14 protein-coding genes are annotated in these 17,125 nt (G+C 42.5%); 9 read left to right on the top strand and 5 right to left on the bottom strand.

What is annotated here, in order from left to right:
• Positions 1 to 36: 36 nt before the first annotated feature.
• From nusA to ABJF11_RS06455, 4 genes are all read right to left on the bottom strand, one after another.
• Entirely contained in the window at positions 37 to 1,281 is a 1,245-nt protein-coding gene (gene nusA, locus ABJF11_RS06470) for a transcription termination factor NusA (protein ID WP_348118880.1), read from the bottom strand.
• Between the two features lie 4 nt (positions 1,282 to 1,285).
• Positions 1,286 to 1,798: a ribosome maturation factor RimP gene (locus tag ABJF11_RS06465; RefSeq protein WP_348118878.1), complete on the bottom strand. Its 513-nt coding sequence runs from the start codon at positions 1,796 to 1,798 to the stop codon at positions 1,286 to 1,288.
• 82 nt (positions 1,799 to 1,880) lie between these two features.
• Positions 1,881 to 3,071: a sodium ion-translocating decarboxylase subunit beta gene (locus ABJF11_RS06460; protein WP_348118877.1), complete on the bottom strand. Its 1,191-nt coding sequence runs from the start codon at positions 3,069 to 3,071 to the stop codon at positions 1,881 to 1,883.
• Between the two features lie 13 nt (positions 3,072 to 3,084).
• On the bottom strand, positions 3,085 to 4,953 hold the full coding sequence (locus tag ABJF11_RS06455; protein WP_348118875.1) for a biotin/lipoyl-containing protein: 1,869 nt from the start codon (positions 4,951 to 4,953) through the stop codon (positions 3,085 to 3,087).
• A gap of 336 nt (positions 4,954 to 5,289) precedes the next feature.
• Between ABJF11_RS06455 and ABJF11_RS06450 the strand changes: the two genes are divergently transcribed.
• On the top strand, positions 5,290 to 5,724 hold the full coding sequence (locus tag ABJF11_RS06450; RefSeq protein WP_348118874.1) for an SRPBCC domain-containing protein: 435 nt from the start codon (positions 5,290 to 5,292) through the stop codon (positions 5,722 to 5,724).
• A 99-nt stretch (positions 5,725 to 5,823) separates the two neighbouring features.
• The gene (locus tag ABJF11_RS06445) at positions 5,824 to 7,095 is read left to right on the top strand and encodes a sterol desaturase family protein (protein WP_348118873.1); all 1,272 of its coding nucleotides are present in this window, start codon (positions 5,824 to 5,826) and stop codon (positions 7,093 to 7,095) included.
• A 169-nt stretch (positions 7,096 to 7,264) separates the two neighbouring features.
• On the opposite strand, the gene ABJF11_RS06440 is transcribed toward ABJF11_RS06445, so the two are convergent.
• The gene (locus ABJF11_RS06440; RefSeq protein WP_348118872.1) at positions 7,265 to 9,085 is read right to left on the bottom strand and encodes a DUF885 domain-containing protein; all 1,821 of its coding nucleotides are present in this window, start codon (positions 9,083 to 9,085) and stop codon (positions 7,265 to 7,267) included.
• 129 nt (positions 9,086 to 9,214) lie between these two features.
• On the opposite strand from ABJF11_RS06440, the gene ABJF11_RS06435 reads away from it, so the two are divergent.
• The 7 genes from ABJF11_RS06435 to ABJF11_RS06405 all read left to right on the top strand — a co-directional run bounded on the left by ABJF11_RS06435 (position 9,215) and on the right by ABJF11_RS06405 (position 17,068).
• A complete protein-coding gene (locus ABJF11_RS06435; RefSeq protein ID WP_348118871.1) occupies positions 9,215 to 9,901 on the top strand; it encodes an outer membrane beta-barrel protein in 687 nt (228 codons plus the stop codon).
• Positions 9,902 to 9,980: 79 nt separating this feature from the next.
• Complete coding sequence (locus ABJF11_RS06430) at positions 9,981 to 10,733, top strand: SDR family NAD(P)-dependent oxidoreductase (RefSeq protein ID WP_348118870.1); 753 nt, start codon at positions 9,981 to 9,983, stop codon at positions 10,731 to 10,733.
• 7 nt (positions 10,734 to 10,740) lie between these two features.
• The gene (locus ABJF11_RS06425) at positions 10,741 to 12,081 is read left to right on the top strand and encodes a deoxyguanosinetriphosphate triphosphohydrolase (RefSeq protein ID WP_348118869.1); all 1,341 of its coding nucleotides are present in this window, start codon (positions 10,741 to 10,743) and stop codon (positions 12,079 to 12,081) included.
• Positions 12,082 to 12,119: 38 nt separating this feature from the next.
• Positions 12,120 to 12,971: a hypothetical protein gene (locus ABJF11_RS06420; protein ID WP_348118868.1), complete on the top strand. Its 852-nt coding sequence runs from the start codon at positions 12,120 to 12,122 to the stop codon at positions 12,969 to 12,971.
• Positions 12,972 to 14,177 carry an NADH:flavin oxidoreductase/NADH oxidase family protein gene (locus ABJF11_RS06415; RefSeq protein WP_348118867.1) on the top strand — a complete coding sequence of 402 codons (1,206 nt, stop codon included), beginning with the start codon at positions 12,972 to 12,974 and terminating at the stop codon, positions 14,175 to 14,177.
• A gap of 15 nt (positions 14,178 to 14,192) precedes the next feature.
• Positions 14,193 to 14,747, top strand: a complete 555-nt coding sequence (locus ABJF11_RS06410; protein ID WP_348118866.1) for a hypothetical protein — start codon at positions 14,193 to 14,195, stop codon at positions 14,745 to 14,747.
• 17 nt (positions 14,748 to 14,764) lie between these two features.
• Positions 14,765 to 17,068, top strand: coding sequence for a PKD domain-containing protein (locus ABJF11_RS06405; protein WP_348118864.1), 2,304 nt, complete (start codon positions 14,765 to 14,767; stop codon positions 17,066 to 17,068).
• Positions 17,069 to 17,125: the final 57 nt, after the last annotated feature.

Genomic DNA, 17,125 nt, shown 5'->3' with positions numbered 1-17,125 from the left:
AATTAAAAAGTATTCTTCTGATTAGTGATTAATCAGTTATTGTTCAAATTCTCGTTTTAAGACACCCAAAACATTGTTGATGGTCTCTTCTTCCAAATCAGTTCTTCTAAGAAGTTCATCCATTGAAAGGGTCAATACACTCTTTGCCGTATCCAAACCGATCTTTCTGAGCTCGTCGATTACCCAATCTTCGATTTCATCTGTAAATTCAGCCAATGCCACGTCTTCTTCTTCCAACCCATCTAGCTCTCTGAATACATCGATCTCCATTTCTACCAATCTACTGGCCAGTTTGATATTTTGTCCGCCTTTTCCGATCGCAAGCGAAACCTGATCTGGTTTTAAATAGACAGAAACACGTTTGTTTTCTTCTTCTATTTTGATGCTGGTAATCTTCGCAGGGCTCAGAGCTCTGGTAATGTACAAATCTAAGTTATCGGTGAAGTTAATCACATCAATGTTCTCATTTTGTAATTCTCGTACTATACTATGAATTCTGGATCCTTTCATACCCACACAAGCTCCCACCGGATCGATTCTGTCATCATATGATTCTACAGCCACTTTTGCTCTCTCTCCTGGCTCTCGGACGACTTTCTTGATGGTAATAAGCCCATCGTACACTTCTGGCACTTCGCTCTCGAATAGTCTCTCGAGGAAAGTTGGAGAAATCCGGGATAGGATAATTCTAGGGTTACCATTTACGATTTCTACCCGATCTACAATAGCTCTGACAGAATCTCCTTTTCTATACCTATCCTTGCTGATTTGCTCAGATTTAGGAATAGTCAACTCATTTCCTTCTCCGTCGATCAGGAGCACTTCTCTACTGAGTGTCTGATAGACCTCACCATTGATGATTTCACCTACCAGATCTTTATATTTCTGGAAAAGAATGTCTTTTTCCAAATCTTTGATTTTCTGAATTAGGGTCTGACGTGCAGTCATCACCATTCTTCTTCCAAAGTCTAAAAGCTTTACTTCTTCTGCTACTTCCTCGCCAATCTCAAAATCCGGTTCTATTTTTCTAGCTTCTGTTAAGCTAATTTTATCATGATCCCAGATATCTTCAGAATTGTCATCTACAATCTCTCTAAACCTCCAAATCTCAAGGTCACCTTTGTCAGCATTGATAATGATGTCAAAATTATCATCATACTCAAACTTTTTTCGGATCATGGTTTTGAACACATCTTCGAGTATCCTAATCATGGTAGGACGATCTACATTTTTGCTTTTAGCAAAATCCGAAAACGACTCTATTAATACAGAACTATCCATTTTATTATTTGAATGAAACTAGAACAATAGTTTTATTTATATCCACAAAATTAATGACCTTGTTTTCGGTAGTTTTTTTCTTCTTGTCGAGCAAAACCTCAATTTCAATCGACTCCTCATCTACCTTTTTGAGCTGACCCTCTACTTGAGAATTGTCATTCAAAGTCACTTTAATATTCTTTCCAATGTTTTTTACATATTGTCTGTTCAGCTTCAGTGGATGATCCAACCCTGCCGAAGAGACTTCTAATGTCAAAGGTTCGCTAAGCTCGATTTCCTCATCGATAAAATGAGAAACTTCTCTACTCACTTTTGCACATTGTTCGATAGAAATTCCCTGGTCACCGTCGAGCAGTACAATGACCTTTCCACTGCGGTCATTCCCTTTTTTGATAATGTCTACAAGAAACAAATCTTCTTGCTCTGCTATCTTATCCTCTACTACTACTTTGATCTTATCTACGATGTTTTCAGTCACAATTTCTACCATAAAAATAGGGGACTCAGGTCCCCTCATTCCAGAAATCTATATTTCAAATGCAAATTTAGACTATTTATCGACCAAAACAAATATTTGATTGGAAATGAAATGATGTGATTTACCCTAAAAAAGAAATCAAAACGCCTGCTGCTACCGCTGAGCCTATCACTCCGGAAATATTGCTAGCCATAGCATACTGCAGAAGGTGATTTGACGGATCGTGTTTCAGTGCGATCTCATTTGCTACGCGAGAGGCCATGGGCACCGCTGAAAGGCCGGTAGCTCCAATTAGGGGATTGATTTTTTTCTTTGCAAAAAGGTTGTACGTTTTTACAGCGAAAATACCACCGGCAATAGATATGGCAAAGGCAATAAATCCTCCGACCACGATCATGATGGTCTCAACATTCAAGAAGGCTTTGGCTGTCATGGTGGCACCCACGGAGAGGCCTAAGAATATAGTGGCGGCATTCATAATAGAATTAGAGGCAGCATCAAACAATCGAAAGGTGTTACTGCCAATTTCCTTTACAAGATTGCCAAAAAGCAACATGCCTACAAGAGGTACAGAGGAAGGTACCATAATAGAGACGATCGTACCTAGCGCAATTGGGAAAAGTATTTTTACGGCCTGAATATTTTTTATTGGCCGTCCTGTTGGAAATAACTTGTCCTGTTTTTTCATGTTGATGGTCAGCTCGCTCTTTCGCATGGTCAATCGAACAACGAAAGGGATAATTACCGGAACCAGTGCCATGTAAGAATATGCGGCTATCGCGATAGGACCCAGCAAATGGGGAGCTAGCTTGATGGTCGTATATATGGCAGTCGGCCCATCAGCTCCTCCTATGATACCAAGCGAGGCCGCTTCTTTAGGGGTAAATCCCATCAAAATGGCAGCAATAAGGACAGAAAAAATGCCTATTTGGGCAGCTGCGCCAAAAAATGCCAGTCTTAGATTGCGCAGCATTGGACCGAAATCTGTCAGCGCACCGACGCCCATAAAAATGATAGGAGGGAGAAATCCAGTTTTTATCAAAGCATAATAGAGAAAATTCATTATGCCGTGGTGTTTGGCGATTTCAAGCAGGTTTAGACTTTCATCGATTTTTACAACCCCCATATCACCACCGGGAAAATTGGCAAGTAGGACACCAAAGGCTATAGGAACCAAAAGTAGTGGTTCGTACTGTTTTTTGATGCCGAGATACAGCAAGCCAAAGGCCACGAAGATCATTAAAAGACTTTCGGGGTGAGCTGCCAGATCACCAATGGCAGTCATTTCATATACTTTTCGAAGTAGTTCCATGGAGTAGGTTGGGTTAATTCAGTTTGAACATAACCTCATCATCGAAGATGTCATCTCCATCCTTGATACAGACTTCTACAACTGTACCGCTCTGATCGGCCTTCACTGCGTTGACAACCTTCATGGCTTCGATGTAGCAGACCACGTCTCCTTCGTTGATATGATCCCCGACTTTCTTTGGTGTTTCGGCTGAGTCCTTGGTCAAAAATACTTTTCCTTCCAGCGGAGCCAGAATCTCTTTTGTAGCTCCACCTGTCACTGGTGGTGCAGCGGGTGTCGATTCAGGAGAAGTCCCTGCCACCGGTGTACCGTCGTAAGAAATATTGACATTGAATTTTTCTCCATTCACGTCGACCTGTATTGATTTTGGGCCCAAATCCCAAGATTCTCCGGCGGCTGGAGTAGCTACCGGGGTTGAAGTTTGCGTTTTTTTCTTAGCAAGATCTGCTTCGAAGTCAGCTTTGGCTTTCCCCGACTTATAGTCAATGTATTGCTGTGGATGTAACGCATATTCGAGCAGTTCTTCTTCATCTTTACCAGTGTCCCATCCTTTTTCTGCCATCTCTTTTCTGAGGTCATCCAGGCAATTAGGAACGAGATCGGCTGGATCACCTTCAAAGAATTCTCTTCCTTGCTCGGCGGCCAGTTTTTTCAACTCCTCGCTGACCTCTCCTGGCAAGCGACCAGACTTACCCAGCATCATATCCCAGGTATTGTCATCGAGTAGAGACCATCTTTCCTTGCCTTTTTCCATTTGCATGACATTGACAAGGGCTGCATTTTTCACATATTGGCTGTAGGGTGTAACTAATGGTGGGTAGCCCATCATTGGCCAGACGTGCTGCACTTCATCAAAGAGTTTGATGAGCAGGTCGTCTTGTGAAAGCTGTGGCTTGTTGTTTTTTTCCATCCACTTATTCAGGCTCTTGAGATTGTTTTCAAGATCAGCCATCAGACTTCCCATCATTCCGCCAGGCAATCCCGGTGCAATAAGAAGGGAGTTCATCAATCTATTTTTTGGATTGATATAATAGCCCAGGAAATCATCTATAAATTCTTGAGTCAAGGATCTTACCTTCATGTAAGCCTTCATATTGATATCAGGCAGTGAATAGCCTGCGTCCTTTAAAACCTCGTGGACAGTTAGCAAATCTGCATGGACGGTGCCCCAAGACAACGGCTCAACAGCTACATCTACTATATCGGCTCCTGCTCTGACAGCTTCAAGCGATGACGTCACAGAGAATCCAGGTCCGGAGTGTCCGTGATACTGCACTAGGATGTCAGGATTGATTTCTTTGATACCAGCTACGATTTTACCAAGGGATACCGGTCTTCCAATACCAGCCATATCCTTGATGCATATTTCCTCGGCACCCAAATTAATGAGCTCTTCCGCCTTTTTAATGTAGTAGTCTACAGTGTGAATTTTTGAATAAGTGATACACAGACAAGTTTGAGAAATCATTCCACCGGCTTTTGCGAATTCGATCGACTTCTCAAGGTTCCTCGCATCGTTGAGTCCATCAAAGGATCTCGAAATGTCTGTGCCCTGAAGTTTTTTTACTTTAAACATCAATTTTCTAACATCGTCAGAAACCGGGTACATTCGTAGAGCATTCAATCCCCTTTCCAGCATTTGAGTCTGTATGCCGGCATCATTAAATGGCTGTGTCCAGGCTCGATTGGAAATGTTGGGATTCTCACCGTAGAGCAGGTTGATTTGCTCGAATCCCCCTCCATTGGTTTCTACTCTGGTGAAGCAGCCCATGTCTATGATGGGTTCGGCTACTTTGACCAGCTGATCTACTCGTGGCATGTACTTGCCAGACGATTGCCACATGTCGCGATATACTAAGCACAATCCTATCTCTCTACCCATGATTATTATTTTTTCTTTTTAATACTAGTTATTTGCCCTTTGCCTTTGGTAAATATTTCAACGGCCGACGTAATGGCGGCGATTTTATTTGGAGCTAAGTCTGCCTCTTGGGAAGATTGTAGGACGGTCGACTCTGATATAGGAACAAATTGATTAACAAAGCGTATTAAGAGGTTCCCCACGATGACCACACACAGTAGAACAATGAAAACTGTAATCATCCCAACGCCCAGAAGTAAAAAAGCTGTACGCAGTTCGTCAGTCATAAATTTTCTAGTGTATTGTAATTAACTTAATCGCAACTTAAATAATATTGTAGAAACCGATAGAATTCACATGAAAAATATTGAAACAGAAATTTTAATAGATGCACCCATAGAGGTCGTGTGGCGTGTGTTGATGAACTTCAACGCCTATCGGAACTGGAATCCCTTCCTAACCATCGAAGGAGATGCTATTCTCGGAAATAAACTGGATGTGATCATAACCATGGATGGCAGGCGCAATTTTTTTAAACCAAAAGTCGTGGCTCTTGAGGAGGGAAGACGGTTTGAATGGACAGGCAAACTTATCCTGAAGGGACTCTTCGCAGGAAATCACTATTTCAAAATGCATCCGGTCACCGAATTCCAAACCAAATTTATTCATGGCGAAAACTTCACAGGCTTGCTAAAGGGAGCTATTATGAAAAAAGTTCACGACAAGACAGTGAAAGGATTCGAATCTATGAATCAGGCGATGAAAGCCTATACTGAGGATCAGGTAATTTAGTATGCACGCATAATATCCACTGTTTGGCCTTGATCTCTGGCGCTGATTTTTTATTTTTGATAGTTCATTATTAGATTTTGAACCTCTAAATAAAAGATTATGATCACGTATGCGGAGGCAGTTCTTTACATTATCCCGGTGTTTCTTATACTAATGTCTGCAGAGGCCGTCTATGGTCTATGGGTCAAGAACAATACTTTTCGCAGTTTTGATACTATTACTGGTATTAGTTCGGGTATCACCAATTCCATCAAAGATCTACTAGGCCTGACCATCGTGATAATCGCTTATTCATGGCTCTACGAAAAACTGGCATTAGTTGAAATCAAGAGTACATTTTTAGTTTATGCTATCAGTTTTGTTGCAATAGACTTCTCATCTTACTGGATGCATAGGTTACGTCATCACGTGAATTACTTTTGGAATGAGCATGTGGTTCACCACAGCAGTGAGGAATTCAATATGGCTTGTGCTCTTCGACAGAGCATCGCCTCTTTTTTTGGGATCTACTCCGTGTTATTGATACCAGCAGCACTTTTGGGAGTGCCACCGCAGGTCATGGCCACCGTAGCACCGCTACACCTTTTTCTTCAGTTTTGGTACCATACCAGGCATATAGGCAAACTAGGATTTCTTGAATATATTATTGTTACCCCCTCGCAGCACAGAGTACATCACGCAATCAATCCCATCTATCTTGACAAAAACCTGGCGGCTATTTTTTGCATCTGGGATCGGGCTTTTGGAACCTTTCAGGAGGAGCTAGACGAGGAACCCTGCGTGTATGGTGTCAAAAAAGCACCGCTTACATGGAATCCCATACTGATCAATTTTCAGCACTTGTGGCTGCTCATCAAAGATGCATGGCACACCAAAAGCTACTGGGACAAATTAAGGCTCTGGTTTATGCCCCTGGGCTGGCGACCAGAAGATGTTAAAGACAAATATCCTATCAGCTATATCACAGACCCTAAAGATCAAGTCAAATATGAGACAATAGCATCGGGCTGGCTACACGCCTGGTCATGGTTTCAACTAGCTATGACGCACCTGCTTTTAATTTTCATGTTGATAAATTTTGTTGAGATAGGCTTCCCATTGCTTTTTGTTTATGGAGCGTTTCTTTACCTACATATCTATGGTTCCTCTTCGCTTATGGATCTGGACAAATCAGCCGTTTGGGTCGAGCTGGTCAAATGTCTTGGTGGGGTATATTGGATTTTACAATCAGGTGATTGGTTCGGTCTGAACACTTATTGGGCATTTGGCTCGATCGCTGTTATGGCATATCTTGTTTTGTCCTTATTCATCACCATTGGATTTGCTGTATGGGAGTTTGATGACCATAAGAGTATGGTGACTTCTACGTGATTTCTAACAACGGCATCAATTGATTCAGACAGTTAAAGGCTGTCTTTAACCACAATGAGCTCCTTCGAAATCTAGCCCAATAAATTAGGACATTTTTCGAAGGAGCTCAATTCGTGAGTTTTATTATGATCGCCTTATCAGGCAATTTTCTCTCTGCGACAGGTTTGGATTAAGATTTAGATTTTACCCAATCGTCTACCATAGTTTCTAATAGATCCAGAGGCACAGCCCCACTTGTCAATACTACATCATGAAATTCACGAATGTCAAATTTCTCTCCCAGACGTTTTTTTGCGTCCTCTCTAAGTTCTAATATCTTCAACATACCGATTTTGTACGCAGTGGCCTGAGATGGCATCACAATATGACGTTCCACCATTCTGACACACTCCCTTTCGCTACCCGACGTATTGTCTTGATAATAGGCTACCCCTTCTTCACGAGTCCATTTTTTTCCGTGGATACCAGTATCTACTACCAGCCTACAAGCTCTCCAGAGCTCCATTGCGAGACGACCATAGTCAGAATACGGATTAGCATACATTCCCATTTCTTTAGGTACATATTCACAGTATAAGCCCCAGCCTTCAGTGTAGGCCGTGTATCCGCCGAATTTTCTAAATTTTGGGAGCCCTTCGAGTTCCTGTGATATGCTGCGTTGCATATGGTGGCCAGGTATTCCTTCGTGGTACGCTAATGCCTCCATTTCAAATTTTGGCATATTTTCGGTATTCGCAAGGTTGGCGTAGTATGTTCCTGGACGGCTTCCATCCAGCGCCGGGCTTTGATAGAAAGCTTTTCCTGCTGAATTTTCGCGGAAAGCCTCCACCCGTTTCACGATCATATCAGCTTTTGGTTTTGTGATAAACAACTCATCCAAACGGCTTTTCATATTGTTGATGATAGCTGTTGCGCTGTCCATATATGCGATCTTGCCTTCATCAGTATTTGGGTAGTAGAATTGTTCGTCAGTTCTAAGGAATTCGAAAAAATCCTGTAATTCGCCTTCAAAACCTACCTGATCCATGATTGCTCTCATCTCGTTGTGGATTCGGGCGACTTCTTTCAAGCCGATTTCATGTATTTCATCCGAGGTAAGTTTTGTGGTGGTAGTTCGCGCCAGCGCTTGATTGAAAAATGCTTCACCGTCAGGAAACTTCCATGCACCATCGTCAGTAGTAGCTCTTTTTTCTTGCTCCGTCAGGAAATCAATAAGCGCTTCATAGGCAGGTTTTACACTGCTCATCAGAGCATCATTCGCACTGCTAAGCAAAGCCTTCTTGTCTGTATCAGACAGAGAATCCAATTTTTCCAGTTTGCCAGTGAAGTCAGCTAATAGTGTACTAGGCTCTCCTTCAGTAAATGGAGCACCCTCCAGGAGGTTTTTAGAATCTGCGATCACTCTTGGGAATACAAATTTTGGAGGTACGATTCCATTTTCCTCCCTCGTCTTCAAGTTTACGATCAACTGATCAAAAACCGCCTTTAGCTTATTGAGCCTTGAGACATAAGCTTCAGCATCTTCTTTATTCGAGATTTGATGCATGTTGATCATAAAAGCAGGTTTGCCCGAATGCATCCCAAACATTTGATTTACCGGGTAATTGTGGAAACGGTATTTGAAACTCTTGATTTCATCTTCACAGCTGGCCACGAATAGGTTGTAACTGACCTGAGTGTTTTTGTCCAGTGCATTATAGTTGATCGAATCCTTGATCCATTGCAATTCTTTTTTGGTGATTTCAAGCTCTTTCTGATTGTTTTCATCCGAGTAGTCGTCCCATTTGTCCTGATTCTTTTTGATACCTAAGTACGATTGAAACTCTGGACTTCTTTCCAGTCCATCATTGAATGACCGCTCGAAAAAATCATTCATTCTCTTAGATTCGGCTTCGATTTCGTCGGCCGTATAAGTGGTCTTTTCGCTCTGCGGAGTACAGGCACATACCAACAGAAGTAGTGCCATTATTGAGTGTTTGACTTGATTCATTTTATAGCTTTTGTTTAAATGATCTGCAATTTATACTAAATAAAAAAAATTAGGTCTACCACTTATCAAATTGGCTATCTTAGCTAAGAGAACCCCATATTTATTTGATTTAATGCATAAACCAATCTTATGAAACGAATCAGCATCATGATATTAGTACTCACTATGTCCTGTTCACTACTAGCGCAGGATGATCAAGGCCCACCAAAGGGAGAATTTTGGATAGGACTGCAATTTGCCATACCTGTAGGCACGTTTGCCGTTAAGATAGAACGAAACCTCGGATATGGAGGCAATTTAGGCGGGGTGTGGAACCCATCTAAATTCAGTAATTTTTTTCAGGTGGGGCTCGATTTGGGGGTCAATTATATGGGAAAAAATAAGACAGAAATTGCTGGTATTCCCATGAAGACTACAAATACACTTATTACCACTCATCTTGTGACCCGATTTAGAGTGCAGACCTCGTCGCATGTAAAACCCTATGTTGACTTGATGGGAGGCGGTAAATTTATTTCTACGACTACAAAATACAACAACGATTTGCTAGACACCATACTAGAAATAGAGGATGAATCTGTTTTTGCAGATCAAACCAATGGGGTCTGGAGCTATGGAATCGGTATCGGCTTTTCATTCAGAAAAAAATTCTTTGGCGCTGATTTTAGGATGCTCTATTTGGCCAGTGGCCCGCTGGAATACATATCACCCAAGAATCTCAAACAGGATATTGAAGGTAATTTCTTCTATGAGTATACCGAAATCAGTCGTACACATATGGTATTTCCACAGGTTAGCGTCAGTTTTGACCTATAATAGCATGTATGAGTTGGAGTGACATGGCGCATTGCTCGTCTTTACTTAATTTCGGGTTTTAAAAATCACCAATTATAAAATGAAAAAAATTGCTTTTGTTACAGGAGCCACTTCGGGTATTGGAGAAGCTATCGCCAAGATTCTGGCAAAGGATTATTCCCTCATCATATGCGGTCGACGTAAAGAGAAGCTTGAAAAACTGGCAGCTGAGCTTAATTCAAGCACTGAAGTACATACCTTATCATTTGATGTTTCAAATGCCACTGAGGTCGCTGAATCGATAAACTCATTACCAGCAGAATGGCAGGCCATATCGGTATTAGTAAATAATGCTGGCAATGCCCACGGCAGGGCACCAATACATAAAGGTGACTTGGCTGATTGGGATGCAATGATTGATTCCAACTTAAAAGGGCTGTTGTATGTCACACGTGCAATTTCACCTGGTATGGTAGAGCGCAAATCTGGCGACATCATCAATATCGGATCTATTGCCGGCAAGGAGGTGTATCCAGAAGGAAACGTGTACTGTGCTTCCAAGTTTGGTGTAGACGCCGCCACCAATGGGATGCGCATGGATTTGAATCCATACGGAATCAGAGTGATGGGGATTCATCCTGGCTTGGTTGAAACGGAGTTTTCCATGGTCAGATTCAAAGGAGACGAGTCAAAAAGCAACGATGTATATAAAGGCATGACTCCACTTTATGCTTTGGATATTGCAGAAATAGTCAAATTTGCCCTGGAGCGGCCAGCTCATGTGACTATGGCGGATATTACTATTTTTCCTACGGCTCAGGCGAGCAGTACTATTGTCAACAGACAAAATTAAGAAGTGCATGAATTGGAATAATCTAATGTCCTCAGCTCGTTTGGGCGATTCAAAAGAAAAACGGGTGAGCAATCCACTGCGTAGCGATTTTGAGATTGATTACGACAGAATCATTTTCAGTGCTCCATTTAGAAACCTGCAGGACAAAACGCAAGTGTTTCCACTGCCAGACCAAGATTTTGTGCATACCCGACTCACGCACAGTCTTGAAGTATCTAGTGTGGGGAAATCTTTGGGGAAAAATGTGGGCGCACGAGTGCTGGAAAATAACCCCGATTTAAAAAACCTGACACCTTTTGACTTCGGTGCTGTAGTAGGCGCTGCGGCATTGGCGCATGATGTAGGCAATCCCCCTTTTGGCCATTCGGGCGAGCAAGCGATCTCGGATTATTTCTTGCACAATCCAAAGGCGCTACAAATCAAAGAAAGAGTTTCGGAGGGAGAATGGGACGATTTGATCAGATTTGAAGGAAACGCACAAGGATACAGGTTGCTTACCAAAAATCAGAAGCAAGGACTCAGGCTGACCTACGCTTCTTTGGCAGCCTTTTCAAAATATCCTTGTTCATCAAGTTTGTCCTCACGAGATAAATCCAGAAAGAGCCAGAAGAAGTACGGATATTTCAAAGCTGAACAGGACGCTTTTAGCGAGATGGCAGATAGATTAGGTCTGGTCAGTCTTTCCGAATCAGAACCTGTTTTTGCACGTCATCCGCTATCTTTTTTGGTCGAAGCGGCAGACGATATATGCTATAGTATCATAGATTTAGAAGATGGCTTTGGTCTTGGATTGGTCACTTTCGAGGAGGCCAGAGATTTTCTGGCCGAGATACTGGGAGATAATTACCATCCTGAGAAACTGGAAAACATCGCTAGTGATAAGGAAAAAATCGGTGTGCTTCGCGCTGTGGCAATCAATACCTTGATCAGCCAGTGTTCCGAAGTGTTTATGCAGAACGAAGCTGATATTCTAAATGGCACTTTTGATCAAGCCTTGACTGACTTAATTCCAGTGAATAATACCCTTGAAAAATTAAGTTCATTCTCTATCAAAAGGATCTACCAAAGCCGGCAGGTACTAGAGAAAGAAGCTGCCGGATTCGAAATCATAGATGGACTGCTGGATGCCTTCATTGAGGCCGTTTTTTGCAAGTTTTACGACAAGGAAAAATATTCAGGCAGACACAAAAGTGTATATAGACTTCTGCCTTCAGAGGTTCAATTTAAATTGGACTGGGCGAAAAGCCCTTATGAGTCTACACTGGAAGTGACCGATTACATTTCTGGAATGACGGATAGCTCTGCTGTCAAACAATTTAAAATTTTGAAGGGAATTAACTTGGCATAAGGAAGGCCGAGTGATTATCTTTCTATTAAATAGATAATATGAATAATAAATGGCAACTACTTACTTTTCCTGATTCGGCTGATCTGGCGCAAGTTAGAGAACAGTTTCATCAGGCAATACAAAATGTAGCTGCTGTGGGTCGTTCTTTTTTGCCAACAAGCGAAGATGATGAGCATGCTAATCTTGAATGGGATTTTAGATTACAAAGACTTGTGGGACGATGGGTCGAAGGAGATGTAAAATTTAGATCCTCCATCAGCATAAATCGATTTGAGGTATATCTGGTAGACGAGAATTTCCAAACGATATCTTCTATTTCTATGCAAGGAATCACTCAGACCGATGTCATGGTTTGGCTCGAACATGAGCTGAGTAAGTTGGGGGCTGATTTTTCCAAAATAAACCTTACCTACCCATATGTGATTCCAGAGTATCCTACTGCCAAAAAAGAGCCTTTCAATATCGTAAGCATGCTTGCGTCTCAAGAGTTGAGCCGATTGTATCACAATACAGCGCACATGCTTTCTATAGTATTGAAAAAAGAAGAGTCTGCTTCAGAGATAAAGTGCTGGCCACATCATTTTGATATAGCAGCCAGAGTGACTCTATTGGATACTGGAGATCCTGAAACTTCGAGAAGTATAAATATGGGAATGTCTCCGGGTGATAAATATTACAATGAACCCTACTTCTACTGCTCCCCCTGGCCTTATCCAACCAAGAATCTGATTGATCTAAGTGACCTTCGGGCACACTGGCACCAGGACGAGTGGGTAGGGGCAGTCTTGCCTGTAAGTCAACTCTCGGACCATAACCTTATTCAAGACCAACGAGGGTTAATTCAAAGATTTTATACTAAAACATTTACCTTTTTAAAAGAGGTGCTTTAAATGGATATTTACCAACCCATCAAGTTACCATGTGGAGCCGTACTCAAAAATCGTCTGGCCAAAGCTGCCATGACCGAGCGATTCAGCAATGGTGATCTCAAACCCAACCAAAAACATAATATACTTTATGAAAAATGGGCACAGGGAGGTTCTGGACTACTAATTACCGGCAACGTCATGCTTCAGGCCGGACATTTAGAGTCCGCAGGCAACGTGGTCGCCGACAATGATAATATTACTGAATTTCAACGCTGGGCCAAATCGGCCACGAGTACGGGGCATCACTGTTGGGTACAGCTCTCTCATAGCGGTAGGCAGACTTCCATTTTCAATAATTTGAGACCCGTGTCTGCTTCTAATATTAAATTGAAAAAATTAGGATTTTTTGCCAAACCCAGACCGCTAAAAGAGGAAGAGATTTTAATGCTTATTGACCGATTTGCTGACAGTGCAAAACTCTGTAAAGAAGCAGGTTTTACCGGTGTTCAGATACATGCGGCTCATGGGTATCTGGTCAGTCAGTTTTTGTCTCCGAATACCAATAAGCGGACAGATGATTGGGGAGGAACATTGGAGCATCGTACGAGATTCTTATTAGAAATAATCAAGGCCACGCGCCAGGCTGTTGGGCCAGAATTTCCAATTAGTGTGAAACTCAACTCATCGGATTTTCAAAAGGGAGGATTTAATGAGGAGGAGTCGCTATGGGTAATTAAAAAACTTGAAGCGCTGGGTGTCGATTTGTTGGAAGTATCTGGTGGCACCTATGAAAACGCAGAATTCCTGCTGGCGGGTAATGTGCGACAATCAACCTTAAAACGCGAAGCTTATTTCCTGGATTTTGCTCAAAAAGTTAGGAAAGAAAGCAGTATTCCCCTCATGGTGACCGGAGGCATTCGTTCTATGGAGTTTTGTAATCAGGCGCTAAAAGATGATCTGCTCGATGTGATTGGCATGGCAAGGCCCTATTTGCTTTATGATGACTTTGCTACCCGATTTCTTGCCAGGGAGTTGACACCAGAGGCATTTACCATACGTACTGGAGTAAAAGCCCTTGAAGACATGGCTGAGGCTGGATTTTACAATCTTCAGCTAGATCGTCTTGGACAAAACCTACCGGTACGACTGGACTATTCAGCAGCACGCTCTGCCTTGCATTTGATCAAGCACGAGTTTGTGAAAGCTATGGCAAATAAATTTTCTTGAAATTTTACAGTCTAATTGCATAACTTTAAGCGTACCCCAGTAATATTTATGATTCAGCAAATCAATTCATTTCTCATTAAAGGAGTCTTCCTTTTTGTGTGCGCATCTATCACTTTGAGTTGTGCAAGTAGTAAAACGTCTGGTACCGATGACCAATTTCTTACTGGTTCGGTGGTCTCCTGTAGTCATTTAAACATCTATCAACTGAGTACAGACAATAAATCCTACATTCAAGTCATTATTAATTCGAAAAAGATCGAACTCAAGCAGGAAAATTCTTGGGACTTAGCCGAGAACAATCCCAATGTGACTGTAAGAATGAGAGAATTTGAGCAGGATATTGCTTCAGCTCTTTGCAGTGATATAGGAGGTAAAAAGAGTAAACCGCAAGCAGAATACAGCGCTGCCGGTGGCAAACTGATCTTGGTCATGTCGGATGTCGACTGGCAGAACTACCAAAAAGGAATGAGGTACAAGGTTGACCTAAATGCGACAACGATAAAGTTAAAAGAAGACAAAACATATGGTCTGAATATTACTCAGGCGTCCGTAGGATGGATGCCTGGATAACAACAAATTAATCCCCCATGAAAAAAATACTCTTATCAGCTCTGCTGCTTTCGGCTATATGGCCGGCTTTGGCGCAGGAATTATTACCATGTGGTACAAAACCCACTCAGAAACAAATCGAACGGATCAATGCAAGGATGCGCAATCGACCAGCAAATGCGAAAATACTAGCAGCAAGTGTGTCTAATGTAGCCATCAGTGCACATATCCTTCGAACCACAGATGGTACTGGAGGGCTGACTGAGGAGCAATTGGACGACGCGATGACCACACTCAATGGATTTTATACCAATGCGAATTTGAGCTTCTTCATTCTGGGAGATATTAATTACATAGACGACGATCAGTTTTATGATTATGATTCTGATGATGAGTCCACCTTGGGCTCGGCCAACGATGTAGAGAATACCATCAACATCTACTTTGCCAATTCTGTAACTAGCGGTGAAGATGCACTCTGCGGCTACGCCTACTTCTCCGGTGGGCCAGACCGCATCCTTATGGACAACAGTTGTGCAATCAACGGCAGTACTTTGCCACATGAAGTAGGACACTTTTTTGACCTCTATCATACCCATGGCACTACAAACAATGGTACCACAGATGAGCTGGTCGATGGCTCTAATTGTACCACGGCGGGGGACAATATTTGTGATACGCCTGCTGATCCCAATTTGAGTGGAGTGGTAGATGGCAGTTGCAACTATACCGGTACTGATACTGACGCCAACGATGACGAATTTGATCCAGACACCGGAAATATCATGTCTTATGCACCCAAAGCTTGTCGAACACAATTCAGTGATGGTCAATACAGTAATATTGCCAGCACCTATGCCGATGAGAGGAATTATCTGATCTCGAAATCACTGGCAGCGAATTTCGATGCAGACCTGACGACGATATGTACTGGCAGTGCTGTGACATTCGAAGACAAGTCGATTTCTGCCACAAGCTGGGATTGGGAGTTTTCTGGTGGGACACCAGCGACTTCTGATGAACAAAATCCTGAGGTTATTTACGAAACAGCGGGAACCTATACGGTTGTTTTGACCATCACCAACGATGATGCCGAGACGGACGCCAAGACAATAACGGAGTATATCGTAGTAGAAGATCCGAATGCCAATCCTTTAGGGGATATTGAAATTGGATTTGAAGTCGGAGAAGAAACTTTGTACTCCATTGAAAATGAGGACAATGATGACACTTTTGAAATCAGCTCGGTCTCCCAGTCAGGTGATCAATCATTGCTTATGGATTTTCTCAACTATGATCAAGTAGGAGAAGAAGATTATCTTATTCTGGACGATCTCGATCTATCCGATCACAACTTGTTTAGACTGTCTTTTGATCGAGCCTATGCCTATTATGATGATGACTATAAGGACAGTCTGGCGCTCGTAATCGCAGAGGCCTGCAACTATGACTGGCAATTGATCCAGGGATATTCGGCTGAAGAACTGGCTACAGCAGATCCACACACGGTATCATTTGTCCCGGTAGCCTCTGAATGGAAGAATCATCAAATCCTTATTGAATTCGATGATTCCTGGGAGGCAGCACGGTTTGCGTTCAATGCGGTCAACGGATATGGGAACAATTTATACTTGGATCAGATTATTCTTGAGCCGGTGGATACTGACTTAGAGGTTCAGGAAATCGTGGTAGAATGTAGTTCGGGAACTGCAGATGGTAGCATCGAGGTGCTAGCGACAGCCAGCGGTGACCTCACTTTTAGCCTCGACGGAGACACCTATCAGTCATCCACAGAATTTAGCGCTTTGGAGGCAGGAGACTATGTCCTCTATACCAAGCAGGATGGAAATCTCGTGAGTATGGATGAGTTCACTGTGGCTACCTCAGCTACTGTCAACGTTACTATTGCCACTGACGAGAATGGAGATCTTACTGCAGACAGCGAGGCAACAACTTTTCAATGGTTTTATAACGATCAAGAGGTGGTAGATGGAACATCAAGCTCATTGGAGCTACAAGGAGGAGGTGTCTACTTTGTGGTCGTCACGAATGAGGCTGGCTGTTCGGCAAAATCAACCGCGCTAACGATCACCCAGGTGGAATCTATGGTAAACCAAGCCGTATACCCTAATCCTGTACTTTCTGAGATCAACATCAGCTTGGCAGACCCGATCTTTACTGCCTATGAAGTTGCGGATTTGACCGGAAAAACTATGATATCTGGAGTGTTGGACCCAGCCAAACTACAATCTATAGATGCGAGTAGCCTACATCCAGGAATCTATGTGATGCGTTTGAACACCAAAGAAGGACCATTTCAAATTAAATTCAGAAAACTATAGACTGACGCTATGCAAAGGGCATAATGTGCATTCAAAGGATTAAATTGCACCGTTTAG

This window comes from Reichenbachiella sp., assembly GCF_039941815.1.
GTDB lineage: Bacteria > Bacteroidota > Bacteroidia > Cytophagales > Cyclobacteriaceae > Reichenbachiella.
Note: the sequence above shows the minus strand (reverse complement) of the source record. Positions and strands in the feature narration are given on the sequence as shown.

What these genes read in the sequence shown, in the direction of transcription:
- nusA (WP_348118880.1), bottom strand. Translation starts at nt 1,281, where the DNA reads ATGGATAGTTCTGTATTAATAGAGTCGTTTTCGGATTTTGCTAAAAGC.
- ABJF11_RS06465 (WP_348118878.1), bottom strand. Translation starts at nt 1,798, where the DNA reads ATGAGGGGACCTGAGTCCCCTATTTTTATGGTAGAAATTGTGACTGAA.
- ABJF11_RS06460 (WP_348118877.1), bottom strand. Translation starts at nt 3,071, where the DNA reads ATGGAACTACTTCGAAAAGTATATGAAATGACTGCCATTGGTGATCTG.
- ABJF11_RS06455 (WP_348118875.1), bottom strand. Translation starts at nt 4,953, where the DNA reads ATGGGTAGAGAGATAGGATTGTGCTTAGTATATCGCGACATGTGGCAA.
- ABJF11_RS06450 (WP_348118874.1), top strand. Translation starts at nt 5,290, where the DNA reads ATGAAAAATATTGAAACAGAAATTTTAATAGATGCACCCATAGAGGTC.
- ABJF11_RS06445 (WP_348118873.1), top strand. Translation starts at nt 5,824, where the DNA reads ATGATCACGTATGCGGAGGCAGTTCTTTACATTATCCCGGTGTTTCTT.
- ABJF11_RS06440 (WP_348118872.1), bottom strand. Translation starts at nt 9,085, where the DNA reads ATGAATCAAGTCAAACACTCAATAATGGCACTACTTCTGTTGGTATGT.
- ABJF11_RS06435 (WP_348118871.1), top strand. Translation starts at nt 9,215, where the DNA reads ATGAAACGAATCAGCATCATGATATTAGTACTCACTATGTCCTGTTCA.
- ABJF11_RS06430 (WP_348118870.1), top strand. Translation starts at nt 9,981, where the DNA reads ATGAAAAAAATTGCTTTTGTTACAGGAGCCACTTCGGGTATTGGAGAA.
- ABJF11_RS06425 (WP_348118869.1), top strand. Translation starts at nt 10,741, where the DNA reads ATGAATTGGAATAATCTAATGTCCTCAGCTCGTTTGGGCGATTCAAAA.
- ABJF11_RS06420 (WP_348118868.1), top strand. Translation starts at nt 12,120, where the DNA reads ATGAATAATAAATGGCAACTACTTACTTTTCCTGATTCGGCTGATCTG.
- ABJF11_RS06415 (WP_348118867.1), top strand. Translation starts at nt 12,972, where the DNA reads ATGGATATTTACCAACCCATCAAGTTACCATGTGGAGCCGTACTCAAA.
- ABJF11_RS06405 (WP_348118864.1), top strand. Translation starts at nt 14,765, where the DNA reads ATGAAAAAAATACTCTTATCAGCTCTGCTGCTTTCGGCTATATGGCCG.